Source organism: Flavobacterium hibisci, from assembly GCF_020026925.1.
Lineage (GTDB): Bacteria > Bacteroidota > Bacteroidia > Flavobacteriales > Flavobacteriaceae > Flavobacterium > Flavobacterium hibisci.
In genome coordinates this window covers 69,199-88,995 of sequence record NZ_JAIQDW010000015.1, presented here as the reverse complement: position 1 = coordinate 88,995, position 19,797 = coordinate 69,199, and the positions used below count along the sequence as shown (strand labels likewise).

Annotated in this window: 19 protein-coding genes and 1 tRNA gene; 12 read left to right on the top strand and 8 right to left on the bottom strand. The window is 36.0% G+C overall.

The genetic code is table 11. The features are described from left to right. The 6 genes from K8B81_RS15390 to K8B81_RS15365 are packed head-to-tail and all read right to left on the bottom strand — an operon-like array spanning position 1 to position 4,651. Positions 1 to 162 (bottom strand): DUF5908 family protein, encoded by a 162-nt coding sequence (locus tag K8B81_RS15390; protein ID WP_223682448.1) that lies wholly within the window; start codon positions 160 to 162, stop codon positions 1 to 3. Positions 163 to 169: 7 nt separating this feature from the next. Beyond that, positions 170 to 616, bottom strand: a complete 447-nt coding sequence (locus K8B81_RS15385) for a phage tail protein (protein ID WP_223682447.1) — start codon at positions 614 to 616, stop codon at positions 170 to 172. A gap of 2 nt (positions 617 to 618) precedes the next feature. After that, on the bottom strand, positions 619 to 1,047 hold the full coding sequence (locus K8B81_RS15380; protein ID WP_163397770.1) for a phage tail protein: 429 nt from the start codon (positions 1,045 to 1,047) through the stop codon (positions 619 to 621). Positions 1,048 to 1,076: 29 nt separating this feature from the next. Further along, positions 1,077 to 3,194, bottom strand: a complete 2,118-nt coding sequence (locus K8B81_RS15375; RefSeq protein WP_223682446.1) for a phage tail sheath C-terminal domain-containing protein — start codon at positions 3,192 to 3,194, stop codon at positions 1,077 to 1,079. A gap of 18 nt (positions 3,195 to 3,212) precedes the next feature. Beyond that, positions 3,213 to 4,052 carry a hypothetical protein gene (locus K8B81_RS15370; protein ID WP_223682445.1) on the bottom strand — a complete coding sequence of 280 codons (840 nt, stop codon included), beginning with the start codon at positions 4,050 to 4,052 and terminating at the stop codon, positions 3,213 to 3,215. Positions 4,053 to 4,054: 2 nt separating this feature from the next. Beyond that, positions 4,055 to 4,651, bottom strand: a complete 597-nt coding sequence (locus K8B81_RS15365) for a DUF4255 domain-containing protein (RefSeq protein WP_223682444.1) — start codon at positions 4,649 to 4,651, stop codon at positions 4,055 to 4,057. A 463-nt stretch (positions 4,652 to 5,114) separates the two neighbouring features. Between K8B81_RS15365 and K8B81_RS15360 the strand changes: the two genes are divergently transcribed. The 7 genes from K8B81_RS15360 to K8B81_RS15330 all read left to right on the top strand — a co-directional run bounded on the left by K8B81_RS15360 (position 5,115) and on the right by K8B81_RS15330 (position 9,720). Next, positions 5,115 to 5,687, top strand: coding sequence for a Crp/Fnr family transcriptional regulator (locus tag K8B81_RS15360; RefSeq protein WP_223682443.1), 573 nt, complete (start codon positions 5,115 to 5,117; stop codon positions 5,685 to 5,687). 201 nt (positions 5,688 to 5,888) lie between these two features. After that, complete coding sequence (locus tag K8B81_RS15355) at positions 5,889 to 6,440, top strand: YceI family protein (protein ID WP_223682442.1); 552 nt, start codon at positions 5,889 to 5,891, stop codon at positions 6,438 to 6,440. A gap of 4 nt (positions 6,441 to 6,444) precedes the next feature. Beyond that, positions 6,445 to 6,663 carry a tautomerase family protein gene (locus K8B81_RS15350; protein WP_223682441.1) on the top strand — a complete coding sequence of 73 codons (219 nt, stop codon included), beginning with the start codon at positions 6,445 to 6,447 and terminating at the stop codon, positions 6,661 to 6,663. Between the two features lie 5 nt (positions 6,664 to 6,668). After that, the gene (locus K8B81_RS15345; protein WP_223682440.1) at positions 6,669 to 7,403 is read left to right on the top strand and encodes an SDR family NAD(P)-dependent oxidoreductase; all 735 of its coding nucleotides are present in this window, start codon (positions 6,669 to 6,671) and stop codon (positions 7,401 to 7,403) included. A gap of 1 nt (position 7,404) precedes the next feature. Then, entirely contained in the window at positions 7,405 to 7,857 is a 453-nt protein-coding gene (locus tag K8B81_RS15340; RefSeq protein ID WP_223682439.1) for a nuclear transport factor 2 family protein, read from the top strand. A 17-nt stretch (positions 7,858 to 7,874) separates the two neighbouring features. After that, a complete protein-coding gene (locus K8B81_RS15335; protein WP_223682438.1) occupies positions 7,875 to 8,963 on the top strand; it encodes an NAD(P)H-dependent flavin oxidoreductase in 1,089 nt (362 codons plus the stop codon). A gap of 328 nt (positions 8,964 to 9,291) precedes the next feature. After that, entirely contained in the window at positions 9,292 to 9,720 is a 429-nt protein-coding gene (locus tag K8B81_RS15330) for a hypothetical protein (RefSeq protein WP_223682437.1), read from the top strand. Between the two features lie 160 nt (positions 9,721 to 9,880). Here K8B81_RS15330 and K8B81_RS15325 read toward each other — a convergent pair. Continuing rightward, positions 9,881 to 9,952, bottom strand: a tRNA-Glu gene (locus K8B81_RS15325). A 539-nt stretch (positions 9,953 to 10,491) separates the two neighbouring features. After that, positions 10,492 to 10,749: a hypothetical protein gene (locus K8B81_RS15320; RefSeq protein WP_025571614.1), complete on the bottom strand. Its 258-nt coding sequence runs from the start codon at positions 10,747 to 10,749 to the stop codon at positions 10,492 to 10,494. Between the two features lie 169 nt (positions 10,750 to 10,918). On the opposite strand from K8B81_RS15320, the gene K8B81_RS15315 reads away from it, so the two are divergent. The 5 genes from K8B81_RS15315 (at position 10,919) to K8B81_RS15295 (ending at position 19,697) form a co-directional block, all read left to right on the top strand. Beyond that, positions 10,919 to 11,242: a DUF6660 family protein gene (locus K8B81_RS15315; RefSeq protein ID WP_223682436.1), complete on the top strand. Its 324-nt coding sequence runs from the start codon at positions 10,919 to 10,921 to the stop codon at positions 11,240 to 11,242. Between the two features lie 164 nt (positions 11,243 to 11,406). Next, positions 11,407 to 15,723 (top strand): CusA/CzcA family heavy metal efflux RND transporter, encoded by a 4,317-nt coding sequence (locus tag K8B81_RS15310; protein WP_223682470.1) that lies wholly within the window; start codon positions 11,407 to 11,409, stop codon positions 15,721 to 15,723. A 67-nt stretch (positions 15,724 to 15,790) separates the two neighbouring features. Next, complete coding sequence (locus K8B81_RS15305) at positions 15,791 to 17,062, top strand: efflux RND transporter periplasmic adaptor subunit (protein ID WP_223682435.1); 1,272 nt, start codon at positions 15,791 to 15,793, stop codon at positions 17,060 to 17,062. Positions 17,063 to 17,183: 121 nt separating this feature from the next. After that, positions 17,184 to 17,594, top strand: coding sequence for a Fur family transcriptional regulator (locus tag K8B81_RS15300; RefSeq protein WP_223682434.1), 411 nt, complete (start codon positions 17,184 to 17,186; stop codon positions 17,592 to 17,594). A gap of 72 nt (positions 17,595 to 17,666) precedes the next feature. Further along, positions 17,667 to 19,697 carry a heavy metal translocating P-type ATPase gene (locus K8B81_RS15295; RefSeq protein WP_223682433.1) on the top strand — a complete coding sequence of 677 codons (2,031 nt, stop codon included), beginning with the start codon at positions 17,667 to 17,669 and terminating at the stop codon, positions 19,695 to 19,697. The last annotated feature ends 100 nt before the right edge of the window (positions 19,698 to 19,797 follow it).

Here is a 19,797-nt window from a genome sequence, read left to right as displayed (position 1 = left end):
TTAACGTTCTTTTTTTCGTTCAATAATCTTCATTACCTGCTCGACACACTCCGCCACATTATCTTTTTCATTGTTAGATGAAGAAGAAACTGGTTTTGAACCCGAATTTGAATTTTCGCTCACGTTTATTTTAATATGAAGTTCTTTGATTTCAATTGGCATGGTAAAATTATTTTTTGTGAAGGGTGAAATAATTATAAGCAAGCTCAAAGCTTTCGATAACGATTTTACTTTCTAAAGCACTAAAGTCTTCTACTGCCCATTTTACGGGATAAGCGTGTACAACTTTCCAGTGCATTAAAGGTTGGTGGTCTTGATTCAGGAGCTTTACAGTTAAATCGACAGGCTTAAACTCAAAATTTTCTAATGCTTTTCGGCACCATTCAATGACGTCAGAATCAATCAGAATTCCCCTTTTTAAAACCAAATTGGGATATTTGGTTTTAACAGGAAGCTTATGTTTGAATCTGTTTTCTCCACCCTCGACAATTTCTTCTGTTTCAAGATCAACAGAAAGTCCTGATACGGATTGGAACTGATGGTCTTTTTCTTTTGTGCCCAGCTGATCAAATTCAACCAGAAAATGAAAGCCTACAGGTGGATAATAATTTGCCATAATTATTCATTTTGAATAGATAAACCTTCATGAACCAATTCCATAGATTCGATAGCAACCTCATTACCATCAGCTTTTAAATCGGTTGACTGTATTTTTGTAGGCCAGGCATTTTTTACTTTCCAGATTATTACCGGGTCATGTTCTTCGTTTAGGAGCTTGATGGTAATATCTCTTCTTTCTATAGTATTTAATTTAACGGTATTCCACCATTTGTAATACTCGTTATCACTTTTGAAAGAACCTCTTTTTAATGTTATATTGGAAAATTTTTGCATACCAGGCATTTTGATTTTGCTGTATTCAGGACTTGCTCCCTGGCGGTATTCAATAACTTCTGTTTCAACGTCTAACCCCGAAACTTCTGTAAAACCTATATTTGTTCCTCCCCAGTCAACTGAGAAGTGAAACTTTGGTAATGGATAACTCATGATGTATATTTTTTAATGATGATTATTAATTAAGATTCCTGCATTTTGTGAGAGAAACGCAGGATGATGAACTCAGCCGGACGAACTACCGCCATTCCGATTTCAACAATCATTCTGCCCTCCAAAATATCTAACGCCGACATGGTTTGTCCAAGACCAATCCTTACATAAAAAGCCTGTTCGGGTTTTGCTCCGGCCAAAGCTCCAGCTCTCCATTGAAGAATGAGGAAGTTCTCAATCATCGCCCTTACTCTTACCCAGGTGTTGGCATCGTTAGGTTCGAATACAAATTGTTCAGTTGCTTTTTTAATGGATTCTTCCGCCATGTTGAAAAAGCGGCGCACCGGTACATAACGCCATTCGTTGTCATTACCCGCAAGAGTTCTTGACCCCCAAATCAAGGTGCCCTTACCTGTAAAACTTCTGATGGCGTTTATTGATTTACCGGCAACAGTATCAATATTCAGGTTGTCCTGGTCTCCATTTGTTATTTTGATAGTTGGTTTTATCACATAATTTATTCCCACATTAGCCGGTGCTTTCCAAACCCCTCTGTTAGAATCGACACGGGCGTAAATTCCGGCCACGGCGCTGCTTGGAGGCAAAGTAACAGGAAGTGCACTAATTTCTGCTTTTATGGCATTATAGGATTTATTGTCAAGTCCTTCAATGTCGCCAAGATAACGGCCATTCATTGCACCATTGTTTGTATCTTCAGAATTAAGAGCATTAATTTCAGTTTTGATATCATTAACCAGTGTAGTCAAAGTTTTACCGGGCAGTGGTTTGTTAAAGACGTCGGTGCCAATAGTCAGTGTATCATCCGGCAAATTAAGGATGGAAGCTGGAGCGGAAAATTTGAATAATTTTTGAAGCTCAACAACCACATTATCTACAACTGTGCCTAATGCTGCAGTTGTTTTAGAGGCAAGCGCTTTTGCTCTAAGGTCATCCAAAGTTGTTTTTACACTTTCAATTTTATTAGCGCCTTCAAATAAATTCACAAATTTTGTCAGCGCCGCCACAAGTGGAGCTTCAGCACCCGGATTATCATCTTTAACGGATGCTATTACAGAATTGGCTGCATTTTCTACTGTTTTTTTATCAGAAATTAATAAATCCAAATCGGCTGTTAATTTAGACAATGCTTCTGCAAATCCATTTTTTAAATTAAGGGCATAATTTGCAGGGCCGGCAGCTACATTGAATCCAGAAGGATTAGGAGAATCTATGAATAATAGTACATTTGCTATTTTCCCTTCAATGGTGTCATTTGCAGGAGCTCCGCCTGCGTTACTAATACTGATGATATTTGAGAGGGTTCCTGGAATTGTTACTAACGCTTTATCAATATCATTTGAAGCTGTGCTGATCGAATCAGGAACATTGGTAACATGGCGGATTAAAATATCATCTTCGCTGTATCGGTAATCTAATATGGTCTCCAGATAAGGATAATACGCAGCACCGTATTTAAGATAATCTTTTTCAAGTGCAATCTTGTTTCTTAAAGCTTCCGAGTCAACTTCTATGTCAGCCGATTTATGTGTATCTATAATGGTAAACCGATCCTGCATATCATGGCACTGCATCAATGCATTGTTGTAAAGGGCGTAAAAATCACCTTCGTTTAATGCTTTTGCATCGGGAAAAAGAATTAATGTTGGTTCATCTTCACCTCTCAATAAGTCAAGGCCATTTGTTAAGCTTTTTCCATTTACTAAGTCCTGAAATAAAACGGTGTTCTCATTGCCATTTTCATCTTCATATCTATCTACAGACACAATATAACATGGGCCGCCGCCATTTGCAAAATAGATCTGAAGTGCATAGTACATCAAAAAAGGTTTTGGAGTGGCCGGCTGATTTACCACGATGCTTCTTTCTGTTAATACATTGTCGGTTACTATATCGGTTACATCTACAGTAATGGTGTCTTCCGGATAAGCAGATCCAAAATACGTTTCATAATCCAGTAAAGACGTAATTCGGGTAGGAACCCTGTCTAAATCATTCTCTACTTTTTTGGTCGCTTTTTCGGTATAGCCAATAAAAGCAGGGATTGCTGTTTCTACCTGTGCAACTGAAGGAGGAAACTTTACGATTTCCTCAATATATACTCCAGGCGTTTTGTAAGTTGTTGCCATAATTGATGGTTTTAATTATTAAATAAATATTTCCGAATAGTAATCACTATTGATTTTTAGTATTGATCTGACAGATGGATTAGGATATTGATGGCTTGCCGGTTCCTGCGGGGTAAAATCGGTAAGGGGGTCAATTTCAACAAAACCTGAATAGGTTAATGGTTTTACAGTATTTGTGATAATTTCAGTCTCAGCCTTTCTGTTGATATATTTCCAAAGGGTTTTTCTGTTATCAAAATGAATTTTGAAATTCGGGCTTACTCTTTTACCCAGATTATTTAAAATATCTTTCGAATTATTATCGCCTCGCATCCTCAGGGAAATTATTCCAAAAATATCCTGTTTTTCGGGAGTATGGAGTTCAGATATCAAATAGTCTGTAGTTTCTTCTGATACCAGAAAATCATTTGAAATGAGTACATTATTATTAATTTTTGGAATGTATTCAAAACTTACGGGTTCAGTTGGTGGCTTGACGTTGCTGAATAAAAAGATTTGTTTACGGGCAAATTCCAGATTGGTGTAATTCTCAAACTGATAATTTTTAATGGATAGTTTAAAGTCAAGTTTTGTATCTTCAGGAATACTAATAAATGGATCAGTTTCATCTTCCTTCACCATTATATATACCTTAAACCCGGTTTTAGTTGGCTTAAACACCATTTTGAAATTCCTTAAAAGTATGTTGGTTTCAATAGTTGGAGTTATGGCTGCAAATGAATCGATTTTGAATTTCTGCAGCATTTTTTCCTTGTCTTTTGCCGACATACCAGAGTAATTTTCTTCTCCGTTATTTAAAAAATAATTGTGTAAAAGTGTCACTTCAAATAACAATCCATATGTGGGGATAAAACTCATGATTACTCTTTTCTTTTGGTTAGACCCTGAGGTTTGCTGATAAGCCATCCTTCACCTTGTGTGATATTGCGTTCGATCTGTATCATGCTTACTTTGTATAATGCCGAAGGAAATTGTTTACCCCCTAATGTTCCCCAGATGTAATTTAATTCTTCAAAAGTGGGGGTGTAGAGTTCAACTGTAAATCTAAAGTTGTCTACATTGCTCATGGCAATATTGTTTCTGTTATAAATAGTATTAGCTTGCGTAAAAAGTTTTTTGCCCTGAAAAAATTCAATAATTTTTGAAATATCCTTAAGCGAGTTGATATATTTATCTCTATTGGCACTAAAAAGAATATAAAGATTTAAGTTGATGACGCTGTTTTTATATATTGTTTTAGCACTTTCAATGCTGTGATTCGGAACATTTTTTAATGTAGCTTCTTCGTCTAAATTAATTAAAGTGAGTGCCACAGCATTTTTTAAAGCAGTAGCTATATCTTCATTCTGTGATTCTAAAAAAGCGATGTTTTCAGCAACAACAGATTTATCCAGCCCAATTTCATCGAGATAGTTGTTTACTTGTTCCGTAATAATCTGAATTACTTCGAAAATCATCTTAGTTGAATTTTAGGTATGACATGTTTGAAATTTTGCTTTTTATAAGTGAGATATAATTAGCATTCTGACTTTTCAAATGCTAAAAGGCTACAACACGTTTAATTATTTCAGATGTAATAAAAACTGAAATAATTAATAATGCGACTTTATTTATTATCAGGTATAAATCTGATAATGATGGTAAAGTGTGATGTAATTGTGGAATTTAAATTGTAGTAGAAATTTTAGCTAAAGGTATGTGTTTGTAATAATTTTACTTACAAAATTTAGCTAAAACAGGTTGCAAATTATAAGATGAAACATGAAAATGTAAAATGATACAACGTATTAAAAGACATTTTTTAAGTGATACGACATACAAAATAGCATATATTTTTTGGAATGCTTTTGTGAAGATTCAAACAGATAACCAAAAATTGAACGGATTTTATAACTTTACAGGAATTTATTCAGTTTACTAATGGAGGCCAGAAATCTGCTGCAACAGCATATTGCTAAAACTGTTTCATTAACAGAAGAGGAATTCGATTATTTCTTTTCGCATTTTAAGCCAATGTCTTTTAAGAAAGGACAGACAGTTATAGGAGCAGGAGATAAAGTAGATTGCGAGTACTTTGTTATTTCGGGCTGTCTGAAGGCTTTTTTTATTAATGATGAAATAAAAATGTATATCCTCCAGTTTGCAATGCCTACCTGGTGGACTTCAGATTACGCGGCTTTGTATAATCAGATGCCCGCTACAATAAATGTAGATTGTATTACTGATGCAGAAGTACTTTGCCTTTCCGGCAGTGACCGTGAAAAACTTTGTGCAGCTTTTCATCAGGTCGAACATTTCTTTCGCTGGCGTACCAACAAAGGATATGTCGCCTCGCAAAAAAGACTTTTATCCTTTATGAACAACAATGTCAAAACACGTTATGAAGAACTTTTGGCATTGTATCCTCAATTGTATAATCTTGTTCCAAAGCATTTAATCGCAGCTTATCTGGGGGTTTCCAGAGAAACCTTAAGCAGACTGCACAGTTTGTAAAAGCAATTTAAGAGGCATTAATTGTAAAATTTATTTTTTCAGGAGCTAATCCCGCTATCCGTTGCAATCTTTTGTGGCGAACCCCACCACAAAAGGATTTTCACTTCTATCGGGGCTAGGACATTTAGAATGTGATCTACATCACGTAACCAATTTTCATAGTCGCCGTTCCTTTGCATTGTACTTTTAAATACAATAAAAATGGAAACAATAAATTTTAAAATCGTAAGCTCAGACAGCAGCGTAGAATGGACCGGAAGAAAAGTAACCGGTGCACATAATGGTACAATTGGTATCAAAGAAGGTAATTTCATTTTAGATAATGGAAAAGTAAAAGAAGGTAATGTAATCATTAACACCTCTTCAATTAAAATTCTGGATATAACAGATCCGGCAGCAAATGCGCAATTCGCAGGTCATCTTGCTTCAGATGATTTTTTCTCAACCGAAAAATTTCCAACAGCCTCTTTTGATATTTCGTCAGTAAAGGAACTATCAGGCGATACTTTTTATCTAGAAGGTAACCTTACCATAAAAGATATTACACACATTGCCGGCTTTGAAGCTGTAGTTGGAAAAAGCACAAATGCAATTACCCTTACCGGTAAACTTGTTATTGACCGTACTAAATATGATATTAAATTTCGTTCCGGGAATTTCTTCAAAGATTTAGGTGATACATTGATTTATAACGACTTCGAATTGGATTTTAATATCACTGCCGAAGCCATCTCAGAACAGTCTAAAAACTAATGCCATGCCTTACGTAAAAATCGAATTGACCCGTGAAGGTATAACACGGGAGCAAAAGCAAAAATTAATCAGTGGGATTACCGGTTTAATTACAGAAGTATTAAACAAAGACCCGCATTTAACCCACATCGTAATTCAGGAAATAGAATTAGACAATTGGGGTTACGCAGGAGAACAAACATCAATATTAAGAGAAAAAGGCATTACAGCCGATAAAAAATAAAGACCATGAAAAAGCAAACCATAATAGTTACAGGAGCAGCATCAGGTATTGGAAAAGGAATAGCCCAATATTTTTTAGACAGAGGAGATAATGTGGTAATCAATTCGGTAACAAAAACTTCATTAGAAAGGGCTTATGCTGAATTTGGGGCAGGTGATAATCTGGCTATGTTTGCCGGAGATATAAGTGATAAAAAAACCGGAGCAGAATTAGTTAGAATTGCAATCGAAAAATTTGGTTCTGTTGATGTGTTGGTTAACAATGCCGGCATCTTTGACAGCAGACCCTTTTTGGAAGTTGACGAAGCTTATCTGGATAAATTTTTGACTACCAATCTTAAAGGAACTTATTTTACCACTCAGGCTGTCGTTCCTCAGATGCTGGAGCAAAAAGGCGGTGTTGTCATAAATATTGGGACTCCTTTGGTAAACCACGGATTAGGTGGTTGGCCGGCTTCGGCACCTGTGGCAAGTAAAGGCGCTATCCATTCCCTGACGATTCAATTGGCAGCCGAATTTGGAAAACAAAATATTCGTTTTAATACCGTTGCTCCGGGTGTAATCAGGACTCCAATGCATGGAGATACAGTAGATCAGAGTGCTGGTGTGCATTTATTGAACAGGGTAGGAGAAATAGATGATGTAGCCGAAATGGTCTACACAGTCGCGAAAAGCAATTTCATTACTGGCTCCATTATCAACGTTGACGGAGGAAAAGCCGCAGGGCACAATTTAAACTAAAATGAAAATTATTTTATTAACTGCTTTTATGCTCTGTATTTTTCAGGGTTTAAAAGCACAAAATACGATCAAAATGGAAAATCAGAAAAAAGAGGTTCTCTCAATTACAAATGCAATTGAAAACCAATATTTTAAAGGGATTTATGAAGGAGATGAAATATTTTTGGGAAGTGTATTTCATTCGGAAGCTTTGCTATTTGGGGATGTGAAAGGAGAACCTTATTTCAAAACCATAGCATTATATCTGGATGGGGTGAAAAACAGACAGAGTCCAAAAGATTCCGGAAAACCTTTTAAAGGTGAAATTTTGAATATAAAGGTGATAAACTCCATTGCATCAGCAGAATTAAGTTTAAAGATGTACGATTTTAATTATCGGGATTTTTTATCTTTCCATAAGATTAACGGAAAATGGATCATCGTCAATAAATTGCTGACACATACAAGTGAATAATTTCAAAACTAAAAGTCATGTGGTACAATACAAAAGCAGCAGCGTTACTTGGAATTCAATATCCCATACTTCAGGGACCCTTTGGAGGTAATTTATCATCGGTTGCATTAACTGCAGCCGTGTCAAATGCAGGAGGCCTTGGCGGATACGGAGCTTATACAATGAGTCCGCAGGAAATTTTTGAAACAGACAAACAGATTAAAGCTGCGACTAATAAACCTTATAATTTAAATCTGTGGGTATCTGATCATGATATTTCCGAATCGGGTTTAACTGACGAACAATTTAATAAAGCCAAAGAACTATATAAACCTTATTTTGATGAAGCCGGAATTCCTTTACCGGAGAAACCGGCTTCTTTTCAATCCCGGTTTGAAAACCAGCTCGAAGTGATTTTGAAAGTAAAACCTAAAGTATTCAGTTTTATGTTTGGTGCACTGCCGGCCGATGTTTTGGAGCAATGCCGTAAATTAGGAATTGTAACGGTTGGGACAGCCACCACTTTAGATGAGGCCATTTTTTTAGAAAATTCAGGTGTTGATATGATTATTGCATCAGGTTTTGAAGCAGGCGGGCATCGTCCTTCTTTCTTAGCTTCGGCAGAATCATCTATAACGGGGACTTTTGTTTTATTGCAATTGATTCGGGAAAAAGTAAAAATTCCGGTTATCGCAGCTGGCGGAATCGCGAATGGAAAAGGTGTCGCAGCTGCATTAGCGTTGGGAGCAAGTGCAGCCCAGATTGGGGCCGCATTTTTAGCCGTAGATGAATCGAATGCATTATCCATTCACAAACAAATGTTATTCTCCGATGCGGCAAAATATACAACATTGTCCCGCGCTTACACAGGAAGACTCGGCCGCGGAATAACCAGTAGAATAGCAAAAGAACTTACAGGAAAAGAAACAGATATATTACCTTTTCCGTTGCAGACCACCTTTATGTCCTCATTGCGAAAAGCAGCCCTCGACCAGCAAAAATGGGATATGATTTTATTTTGGGGAGGTCAAATAGCACCTGTTTTAAAACACACAAAAGCCACTGAATTGATGCAGGCATTAATTAACGAAACAACTTCCTATTTTGAAGATTTACAAATTCGATAGAATTTCGAATGAATAAGTTGTATCTATTTAGACGGTTTAATCAAATTGTTATTTATAGTGATTTAATTTCCAGGTTGGTGAAGTAGCTTTGTATATCACAAAATTTCAAAAAAATAAAAGAAAAATAAAGCTAAATTGTAATAAAATAAATATTTTTTTTACTAATTTGTGCTGTAAATAATTACAAAAAAAATATTTTATAAAAAAGCAAATTGTTCATGACAAGCCAATTTAACCGATATCCGTTTTTTTTTCTCTGGAAAAAAAGCGTAACTGCATTTCCGGAATAGCGCTTCTAATTCTATCAAATCTATAAAGCCCGTTAACTATGAAACCCCAAATAGCCAAGTTTTTTTTAGCATTTCAGTTTATTAGTTTGTTTCTGATGGTATCATGCCAGGGAGAAGATTCAAATGAAATGAGACCTGATCCCGAATTAGAAAATGCCCAATTGAAAAGCTTTCCTTTATCTGAAGTTTCCCTTATGAACATCAAAATAGTACATCCTGAATTAGTGAAAGGAGAAGAAAAAAAATATGGGGAGATTGAAATAACCATTCCCGCTGTACATCAGAGTTTGATACTCAGCTTAAAACAATTTGATTTAGACAACAATAAATACAGTATCTCGCCCTCTATTGGTGAGCAGCACGATTTTTCAAAAGGACCGGTTATCTATACAATATCATCCAATTTTCACAGAGATAAAAGTGTGCATTATAGAGTTAAAATTGTAATTGAAGATAAGTCAATATGATTTCAGTGGATAGGAAGTAAAATTCCTTTGCTTCTCCGAATGTAAAGTATTTTCAAAATGTGCATTGTTCCACACCTTACAATTTTTTATTGGTATAAGTTCGAAATTATTTAAAATAAAAAAAGCTTCAGATCTCCCTGAAGCTTTGTCTTTAATTAAGTAGTCCGTGGGGGAATCGAACCCCCCTTACCAGGATGAAAACCTGGCGTCCTAACCGATAGACGAACGGACCTTCTTTTTATTTCGCGTGCAAAAATACAATTATTTTAGAAAACACAAAATATTTTTTTATAAGGCTGTTAGTTTTTTTGAAGATATCTTAGTTTAATAAATAATGATTTGTAAAGATGGTATTGTTTTTTTTGATGCATTTATTTGATTAATAATATATTGTTTTTTATTCTGAAAAAGTAACTAACATAGTTTTTGTAAAATGATGCTATCGAATAATTTTAAAATTATTTTTAAAAACTGTTATTAAGAAAGATTTTTCTTTCTTAATTGTATTTTGTTTTTGATTTCATACAGAAGTTTATTTCCAATTTAATCTGCCGCAATATAGGATTTTGAATAAAAAGGATATCAAAAATTCGATTAAATGTACCTTTCATTTATATCTGGATTAAGGAATTTTTGTGTGGAATAGTGAACATAATCTCATATACATTAAATGAATTATAATTTAAAATAGAAAAGCCTGAGGTAAATCTCAGGCTTTATTGATGGGCACAACTTAAGTAATAAAATGAAAAAAATGCTGATTTTTTAAGACTACACTTTTTCTAACTGATTTTCAATCTCAGATTTTATTACATCTTTGTATTTGGCAAGTCCGATTCCTATGATAGGAATAGCTAATTTTCCAATTGCAGAAGCCGCTTGTTTTTTACCCGTTTTATCAAGGTATGAAGATAAAAGCAAGGAGCCAATTGCACCAATTAGTATATAGCTGCCCGGCACATCCGCAATTTTATCTTCAATAAATTCTCTGATTTCTTCAAGATTTTCCTGATTGATTAAGTTTTCCATGATTTTATTTATTAAGTGATCTTATTGTATTAATTATTTTAAAATTACATGGATTAGCTAGTTTTATTTTATATAATTGGAATAACTGGTTACATAATTAAGCTCAATTGTTGTGCAGTATACCACTTTGCAATCTGATTGCATAAATTTTTTTATACATTTGTCTAATATGAAATGGAAAACAACAATATTATTAATGTATATCCTGGGACTTCTTTTAGTTCCGTGTAGTGATGTTTATAATAATTGTGCAGATTCCATATCGTATCAGAAAGAGGTATCACATAATCATAATGACGATCAGGATGATCATTGTACACCATTCTGCCAGTGCTCTTGCTGCAGTGTTTCGGTTGTTAAATTTAATTTTAAAATGCCGGAATTTAATTTTCAGCAACCCATTATTATCCTTAAAAAAATAGTTATAAAAGACTGCCAGATTATTTCCAGATACTCCGGAAGTATATGGGAACCTCCTAAATTTTTCGTTTAATTTTCTTTGATGTGTATTTCAGTTAGTGATTTTTTGTTTAAGAATCACTAAAAATCATGCTGTAAATTAATTTTGCAGTCATGCAATCTGTTAGCGCACATTCCTATTTTTCGCCACTTTTGGGTGGGAACAGACTATTTTCTAAGCGTAAAACAAATTACATTGTGTTAGATAATATAATCAAATTCAGTATAAAGAACAAAATCGTTATTGGTTTAATGACTTTGCTTTTGATAATTTGGGGCGTATGGAGCGCAACTAAATTATCAATTGATGCCGTACCTGACATCACGAACAATCAGGTTCAGATCTTTACAAGCTGTCCAACACTCGCGGGACAGGAAGTAGAGCAATTAGTGACTTTTCCTATTGAACAAAGTATAGCCACTGTTCCAAAAATTCAGGAAATCAGAAGTATTTCACGATTCGGACTTTCGGTAATCACCGTGGTTTTTGATGATGAAACTGATATCTATTTTGCCAGACAGCTTATTAATGAAAGACTAAAGGAAGCACAGGATCAAATTCCCCAAGGTGCCGGCACACCAGAAATGGCTCCGGTAAGTACGGGTCTTGGAGAAGTGTATCAGTATATCATTCATCCTAAGAAAGGGAGCAAGCATAAATACAATGCAAAAGACCTTCGTACCATGCAGGACTGGATTGTTGCCAGACAATTATACGGGACACCCGGAATTGCAGAGGTAAACAGTTTCGGTGGTGAGTTAAAACAATACGAAGTTGCCGTTAATCCTGACAGGTTAAAAGCAATGGGAGTGAGTATTCCGGATATTTTTATCGCACTTGAGAAAAACAATCAAAATACCGGAGGGGCTTACATTGACAAAAAACCTAATGCTTATTTTATCAGAGGAATAGGCCTTGTTACTTCATTGGATGATGTAAAAAAGATCGTGGTAAAAAATACCGGAGCTGCACCAATTTATGTAAGCGATGTTGCCGAAGTTAGATTTGGAAAAGCAGTTCGATATGGAGCTTTGACCTATAACGGAGAAGTAGATGCCGTTGGCGGCGTAGTCCTGATGCTCAAAGGCGAAAACAGTAATGAAGTTGTAAAACGCATCAAAGAAAAACTGCCTACTATCCAGAAATCACTTCCGGATGATGTCACAATCGAACCTTTTCTGGATCGTACCGATTTAGTTGGAAGAGCAATCAGTACCGTAGAGAAAAACCTTGTAGAAGGAGCTTTGATTGTGATTTTTGTTTTGGTCTTATTTTTAGGAAATCTTAGGGCAGGTTTAATTGTGGCCTCAGCGATTCCGTTAGCAATGCTATTTGCTTTGGCAATGATGAATGTTTTTGGTGTAAGTGCCAATTTAATGTCACTTGGGGCGATTGATTTCGGACTTATTGTCGATGGAGCCGTAATTGTTGTAGAAGCAACATTGCATCATTTAGGAATGCGAAAAACAATGAGAAGTCTTACACAGGAAGAAATGGACGAAGAAGTTTTTCAGTCGGCTTCTAAAATTAGAATGAGTGCTGCATTCGGAGAAATTATTATCCTGATTGTTTATATTCCGATTCTTACTCTTGTTGGCGTAGAAGGAAAAATGTTCCGTCCGATGGCGCAGACTGTGGGTTTTGCGATTTTTGGAGCTTTGATTTTGTCTCTGACTTATATCCCGATGATGTGTGCTTTATTTTTATCCAAAAAACCAAATCACAAAGAAAATTTCAGTGATAAAATGATGCAGAAATTACAGAATATGTATCAGCCATTACTTCAAAAAGTGATCAATATTAAATATGCGGTAGTTGGTTTTACAAGCTTTTTATTTGTGATTGCTATTTTCTGTTTTACCCGAATGGGAGGAGAATTTATTCCGCAGCTTCAGGAAGGCGATTATGCCTTTCACTGTATTCTTCCGCAGGGAAGTTCCTTAAACCAAAGTATCGAAACTTCAATGCAGGCATCCCGAATTATCAAGAAATTTGAGGAGGTTAAAATGGTTGTCGGAAAAACCGGAGCGGCAGAAGTCCCAACAGATCCGATGCCTCCGGAAGCAACCGATTTGATGGTTGTCTTAAAACCTCAAAAAGAATGGAAATCTGGCAGGGATTATAATGAACTGGCTGATGCCATTACCGAAAAGCTGGAAGTTATCCCGGGTGTTTTCTTCGAAAAAAATCAGCCAATCCAGATGCGTTTTAATGAACTCATGACGGGAATTAGACAAGATGTTGCTGTTAAAATTTTCGGTGAAAATATGGATACACTTTCCGTTTATGCAAAAGAAGTCAGCAAAGTAATTCAGAATGTAGAAGGCACAACTTCTCCGCAAGTTGAAAGAGTGAGCGGTTTGCCACAAATCAATATCGAATACGACAGAACCCGAATTGCCAATTATGGTCTGACAATCCAGGACGTAAATGACGTAGTCAGTACAGCATTTGCGGGAAAAAGCGCAGGTCAGGTTTATGAAAATGAAAGACGTTTTGACCTCGTTGTTCGTCTGGACAGCATTCACAGAAGTGGAATTGACAATGTAAGCAATCTGATGATTCCTACTAATACAGGAAATCAGATTCCGCTTTCTCAGGTTGCAAATGTCAATTATAAATTGGGACCAGCACAAATAAGCCGTGAAGCAGGAAAACGTCGAATAGTAGTAGGATTTAATGTTTCAGGTCGCGACGTTCAAAGCGTTGTTGAAGATATTAAGAAGAAATTATCGGAAAAAGTAAAATTGCCGCCAGGATATTATTTCACGTATGGAGGTCAGTTTGAAAATCTTCAAAAGGCAAATGCACGTTTGATGATTGCGGTTCCGGTTTCGCTGCTTTTGATTTTCGGATTATTGTATTTTACATTTCGTTCTTTCAAACAGGCTATTTTGATATTTACCGCAATTCCGATGAGTGCCATTGGCGGAATTTTCGCTTTAATGCTTCGCGGAATGCCATTTAGTATTAGTGCGGGAATAGGATTCATTGCTTTGTTTGGCGTTGCTGTATTGAACGGAATCGTTTTGATTGGAACTTTCAACCAGCTTGAAAAAGAAGGCATGAAAAATATTTTTGAAAGAGTAAAGGAAGGAACAATAACCAGACTTCGTCCCGTATTAATGACTGCGACAGTTGCTTCATTAGGATTTTTGCCAATGGCAATCAGCAGCAGTGCAGGCGCAGAGGTTCAGAGACCTTTGGCAACAGTAGTAATTGGCGGATTGATAACCGCTACATTTTTGACCTTATTTGTACTGCCTTTGCTGTATATTATTTTTAATTCTAAATTCAATTTTAATGGAAAATTTAAAATGGGAAATACAACAATTATAATACTTTTTTTTCTGACAGGTTTAGGATCTGCAAATGCGCAGGAAAGGATTTCAATGGATCATGCGGTAGAAATGGCTTTAAAAAACAATCAGCAGATTGGAGTCAATGAAGCTGAAATCCGAACAGCCGGGCTGAATGTAAAAACGGCTGTAGATATTCCGAAAACCGGAATATTTGCAGAGAATGAAGATCTCAGGCCGTCTGATAATACGGGAATATTAAAAATCGGAATTTCACAAGCTGTTGCATGGCCGGGTCTTTATGCAGCACGAAAAGACTATTTTAATGAACAGTTAAAATATGCCGAATTAAACACCGGACTTTTAAATGCCACAATTAAAAGAGAGGTACAAACGGCTTATTATAAACTGTGGTACCTTCAGGACAAACAATTATTATACAAACGTCTGGACAGTATTTATACATTGCTTTTTAAAACGGCAGAAGTTCGTTTAAAAGCTGGCGATGTAGCAGCATTAGACAAAATTGCCGCCGATGCAAAACTGCAGGAATTAAAAGCTTTTTCGGACCAGAATAAAAAGGATATGACCGTTCAGCAACAACAGTTAATGATGCTTTTGAATCAGAATGTATGGCTGCTTCCTTTAGAAATTCCGTTAGGAAAAGCAGATGTAGTTCTATCTGAAAATAATGGTGCTCATCCGCTTCTGGTACTTCAGGAACAAAATGTAAAAATTGCCGAATCGAATATTTCTGTTCAGAGAAATAGCAATATGCCGGAATTTTCAGGAAGGGTTTTCAGTCAGCGATTATGGGGAGCAAATGATCCTTATACGGGATTTTCGGCAACAGCATCTTTTCCGTTATTTGGGGCAGGTTATGCGCGTAACAAAGTAAAAGCGGCTTCGGCAGAGAAAGAAGTGCAGGAAAAAAGTCTGCTTTATCAGGCACAGCAAATGCACACACAGAAAGCTTCCGCAATTGCAGAAATAGAAAAGAATCTGTCCTTGCTGAACTATTATGAAACTATCGGATTAAAACAGGCAGAAGAAATCATAAAAGCTTCTACATTAAGTTACAGATCAGGTGAAATTAGTTTTGCAGAGTTAGGACAGTTTCTAAGCCAGGCTGTTGGGATACGCCAGAACTATCTGGATATTTTAAACCAGTACAATCAATCTGCTGTTCAGTTTAATTACTTTAATAATAAATAACAATGTCATGCAATTTCTGTTATTAAGAATAACAGGATTTCATCAGATCATTTAAAATAATGCATAAATGAAAGTCAAAATAAAAATTTTAATTGCTGCTGCCATAGTTTTTTCAATGATTAGCTGTGGACAAAAAAATAATGTGGAGGAAGGTAATTCTGAAACCGAAAAATCGGGAGTAGAAGAACACGAAGAAGAAACAGTTACTATTGCCACTCTAACAGAAGATCAGATAAAGGCTGTTGGAATCACTCTTGGTACTATTGAAAATAAAAACCTGACTGCTTCGATTAAAGCAAACGGCGCTTTAAGAGTACCCAATAACAATAAAGCCAATGCAACTTCATTGTACGGTGGCGTGATTAAATCGCTCAAAGTACAATTAGGAGATCACGTTCGAAAAGGACAGGTGATTGCTACAATCGAAAATCCGCAGTTTATTCAGCTTCAGGAGGAATATCTGACTATTGGAAGTAAAATGATACTGGCAGACCAGGAGTTGAGACGTCAGAAAGAGCTTCAGGAAGGAAATGCCGGAGCTTTAAAAAACCTGCAAAGTGCTACGGCTGAAGTGAATTCACTTCGCGCACGAAAAGCATCCCTTCAAAAACAAATTCAACTCATGGGAATAAATCCGGCAGGAATTAGTGCTTCGGGTTTAAGATCAGCACTGACCGTTACAAGTCCGGTAAGCGGAACAGTGAGCAGTGAGTTTGCTAAAATCGGAAGTTACGTAGATGTTTCTTCCCCGGTAGTTGAAATTGTAGATAACAGCCTTATTCATCTTGATCTTCAGGTTTTCGAAAAAGATCTTCCGATGGTAAAAATAGGACAAACAGTAAATTTTACCTTAACCAATAATCCCACGACCTCTTATACAGCGAAAGTATTCAATATTGGTTCTTCATTCGAGAACGAAAGTAAAACAGTTGCTATCCATTGTACAGTTACAGGAAATAAAACAGGACTTATAGACGGAATGAATATCACTGCCATGATCAGTATCGGAAATGTTTTGACTGCTGCTGTTCCAAATGATGCCATTGCTGAGGCAGATGGAAAATATTACATTTTTGCCAAAACGGATAAAAAACTACAAGTGCATGATAAACATGGTGAAGAGGGTGAATCTGGTGAGAAACACAATGAAGAAAAAGAAAAAAAAATAGCTTCCAATAGTGTGAATTTTGAAAAAATTGAAGTTTCAAAGGGAGTTTCAGAATTAGGTTATACAGCAATTACACCTGTGAAAGAAATTCCGGAAGGAACTAAAATTGTCACGAAAGGTACCTTTTTTGTCAATGCCAAGCTAAGTAATTCAGGGGAGCACGAACATTAACCGGATGAAAATATTTGAATTGTTAAAATAGAATCAGAGGAAAACGAAAGGGAAATATCTTCGTAAATTTACGAATGGCATGATTAAATTAAAACTTTCTGGTTCTGTAAAGTAAGTTGAAATGAAAAAATCGACTGAGGATGTTTTTAAGGATAAAGATATTCGTTTAACTACAATGCGTATCTTAATTTATGAATATCTGGAAACGGTTACAGCTGCTTTATCATTAGCTGAAATTGAGAAATATTTTCATAAAGCAGATAAAGTAACTATATATCGAACATTACAAACCTTTCTGGAAAACGGTTTGGTTCATAAAATTCTGGATGAAAATACCACAAAATATAAGCTGTGTGCAGAAATATGCAGTCAGGAAAATCATAAAGATATGCATTTGCATTTTTATTGCAAAAAGTGCCATGAAACTACCTGTAAGGATGAAATTGTTTTTCCTGAAAACATCGATTCCAGGCTGCAGATTGATGAAATTCAGATTCTGGCCAAAGGAATATGTGATAAATGTTTAAAATAGTATAATGTAAAAAATACGGAATCCAAATAGAGACTTTATTGTTCTCTTTATTATAATATATAAAAAAATAACATGGAAAATAAGCCTCACAAAAATACAGAACAATCTTGCTGTGCACATTCTGAAAAAGCTTACGGAAACGTAGGTAAAAAAAGAAGTGCAGAAAACCATTCGGCTGATGATGGTCATGACCATTCCGGACACAGTCACGATGACGGGCATGACCATGGTAATATGGAGGGAGGTATGTTTAAAATGTTTCTTTTGCCTGTTTTGTCTTTCATGCTTTTGACTGCCGCAATTGTCATGGATAACTGGATTTCTCAGTTGTGGTTTTCAGGATCAGTAAGACTAGGATGGTATCTTGCGGCTTACTTAATTGTGGGTTATGCAGTTATAAAAGATGCAATAATGAGTATTATTCGTGGAGACATTTTTTCAGAATTTTTGCTAATGAGTATTGCGACTATTGGGGCATTTTGTATCGGAGAATATCCTGAAGGGGTAGCTGTAATGCTTTTTTATGGAGTAGGAGAGGTTTTTCAGACACTTGCTGTTTCAAGGGCACAGAGAAATATTAAAAGCCTCTTAGACCAAAGGCCAGATGAAGTTACTATTCTGGTGGATGGAAAACCAAAAACAATTAAGGCCGCAGATGCTAATATTGGAGATGTAGTTCAGTTAAAACCCGGAGAAAAGTTAGGGCTTGACGGTGAACTTTTGACAGATAGTGCTGCATTCAATACCGCTGCACTGACTGGAGAAAGCAAACCTGATACCAAAACAAAAGGACAAACAGTTTTGGCCGGAATGATCAATTTAAATGTAGCAGCTCAGGTTAAAGTGACTACAGTTTATACAGAGAGTAAACTAAGCAGAATTCTGGAGCTGGTACAGCATGCAACTTCACAAAAAGCACCAACAGAATTATTCATCAGAAAGTTTGCAAAAATTTACACTCCTATTGTGGTATTGCTTGCAGCAGGAATTTGTTTTTTGCCCTATTTCTTTATACATAATTACGATTTTAATACCTGGTTATATAAAGCGCTTGTGTTCTTAGTTATTTCCTGCCCTTGTGCTTTAGTTATTTCAATTCCGCTTGGTTATTTTGGAGGAATCGGTGCAGCGAGCCGTAATGGAATTTTATTTAAAGGCAGCAATTTCTTAGATGTGATGGCCAGTATTCAAAATGTGGTAATGGATAAAACCGGCACTATGACCGAAGGGGTTTTTAAAGTTCAGGAAACTGTCTTTAAACCTGAGTTTGATAAGCATGAAATACTAAAGATAGTGAATGCTGTTGAAAGACAAAGCTCGCATCCTGTCGCAACGGCTATTCATCAATATGTTGGTGAACCAGACAGTTCAATAAAAATTGAAAGTACCGAAGAGATTGCCGGACACGGGCTAAAAGCGTTCATTGATGGGAAAGAATTTCTGGCGGGTAATTTCAAGCTGATGGACAAGTTTGGTATTAGTTATGATGTCGATACTTCTTCAATTGTGTACACTACTATTGCTATAGCTTTTGATAAAAAGTTTGTGGGTTACATTACGATTGCTGACAGCATAAAAGAAGATTCTCAGAAAACTATAGGCCTGTTACACAAATTAAATATAAAAGCTACAATGCTAAGCGGAGATAAAAGTGCTGTAGTGAAATTTGTAGCCGATAAATTAGGAATTGATAACTCATTTGGTGATCTGCTTCCTGAGGATAAAGTTAATAAGGTAAAGGAAATTAAGGCGAAAATGGGTACAGTTGCTTTTGTGGGAGACGGTGTAAATGACGCGCCCGTAGTAGCTCTTAGTGATGTAGGAATTGCTATGGGAGGACTCGGAAGCGACGCTACCATTGAAACCGCTGATGTGGTAATTCAGGATGATAAGCCTTCGAAAATACCATTAGCTATTTGTATTGGAAAACAAACCAAAAAAATAGTCTGGCAGAATATAAGTTTGGCATTTGTGGTAAAAGCGGTAGTGCTTATTTTAGGAGCAGGAGGACTGGCAACCATGTGGGAAGCGGTTTTTGCTGATGTTGGAGTTGCTTTGCTGGCGATCTTAAATGCAATGAGAATTCAAAAAATGCGATTCTGATAAATTTGTGAATTTATAAACAACAGCAATAAATGATGCTTCATTGCTGTTGTTTTCATATTCTATTTAGTTTTTTTGAGAGAGATATATAAGCGATATG

Excerpts from the sequence above, each read along its gene's own strand:
- K8B81_RS15360 (WP_223682443.1), top strand. The coding sequence starts at position 5,115 with ATGGAGGCCAGAAATCTGCTGCAACAGCATATTGCTAAAACTGTTTCA.
- K8B81_RS15345 (WP_223682440.1), top strand. The coding sequence starts at position 6,669 with ATGAAAAAGCAAACCATAATAGTTACAGGAGCAGCATCAGGTATTGGA.
- K8B81_RS15315 (WP_223682436.1), top strand. The coding sequence starts at position 10,919 with ATGAAATGGAAAACAACAATATTATTAATGTATATCCTGGGACTTCTT.
- K8B81_RS15365 (WP_223682444.1), bottom strand. The coding sequence starts at position 4,651 with ATGATTTTCGAAGTAATTCAGATTATTACGGAACAAGTAAACAACTAT.
- K8B81_RS15355 (WP_223682442.1), top strand. The coding sequence starts at position 5,889 with ATGGAAACAATAAATTTTAAAATCGTAAGCTCAGACAGCAGCGTAGAA.
- K8B81_RS15380 (WP_163397770.1), bottom strand. The coding sequence starts at position 1,047 with ATGAGTTATCCATTACCAAAGTTTCACTTCTCAGTTGACTGGGGAGGA.
- K8B81_RS15390 (WP_223682448.1), bottom strand. The coding sequence starts at position 162 with ATGCCAATTGAAATCAAAGAACTTCATATTAAAATAAACGTGAGCGAA.
- K8B81_RS15330 (WP_223682437.1), top strand. The coding sequence starts at position 9,292 with ATGAAACCCCAAATAGCCAAGTTTTTTTTAGCATTTCAGTTTATTAGT.
- K8B81_RS15320 (WP_025571614.1), bottom strand. The coding sequence starts at position 10,749 with ATGGAAAACTTAATCAATCAGGAAAATCTTGAAGAAATCAGAGAATTT.
- K8B81_RS15370 (WP_223682445.1), bottom strand. The coding sequence starts at position 4,052 with ATGAGTTTTATCCCCACATATGGATTGTTATTTGAAGTGACACTTTTA.
- K8B81_RS15295 (WP_223682433.1), top strand. The coding sequence starts at position 17,667 with ATGGAAAATAAGCCTCACAAAAATACAGAACAATCTTGCTGTGCACAT.
- K8B81_RS15350 (WP_223682441.1), top strand. The coding sequence starts at position 6,445 with ATGCCTTACGTAAAAATCGAATTGACCCGTGAAGGTATAACACGGGAG.
- K8B81_RS15335 (WP_223682438.1), top strand. The coding sequence starts at position 7,875 with ATGTGGTACAATACAAAAGCAGCAGCGTTACTTGGAATTCAATATCCC.
- K8B81_RS15375 (WP_223682446.1), bottom strand. The coding sequence starts at position 3,194 with ATGGCAACAACTTACAAAACGCCTGGAGTATATATTGAGGAAATCGTA.
- K8B81_RS15305 (WP_223682435.1), top strand. The coding sequence starts at position 15,791 with ATGAAAGTCAAAATAAAAATTTTAATTGCTGCTGCCATAGTTTTTTCA.
- K8B81_RS15340 (WP_223682439.1), top strand. The coding sequence starts at position 7,405 with ATGAAAATTATTTTATTAACTGCTTTTATGCTCTGTATTTTTCAGGGT.
- K8B81_RS15385 (WP_223682447.1), bottom strand. The coding sequence starts at position 616 with ATGGCAAATTATTATCCACCTGTAGGCTTTCATTTTCTGGTTGAATTT.
- K8B81_RS15300 (WP_223682434.1), top strand. The coding sequence starts at position 17,184 with ATGAAAAAATCGACTGAGGATGTTTTTAAGGATAAAGATATTCGTTTA.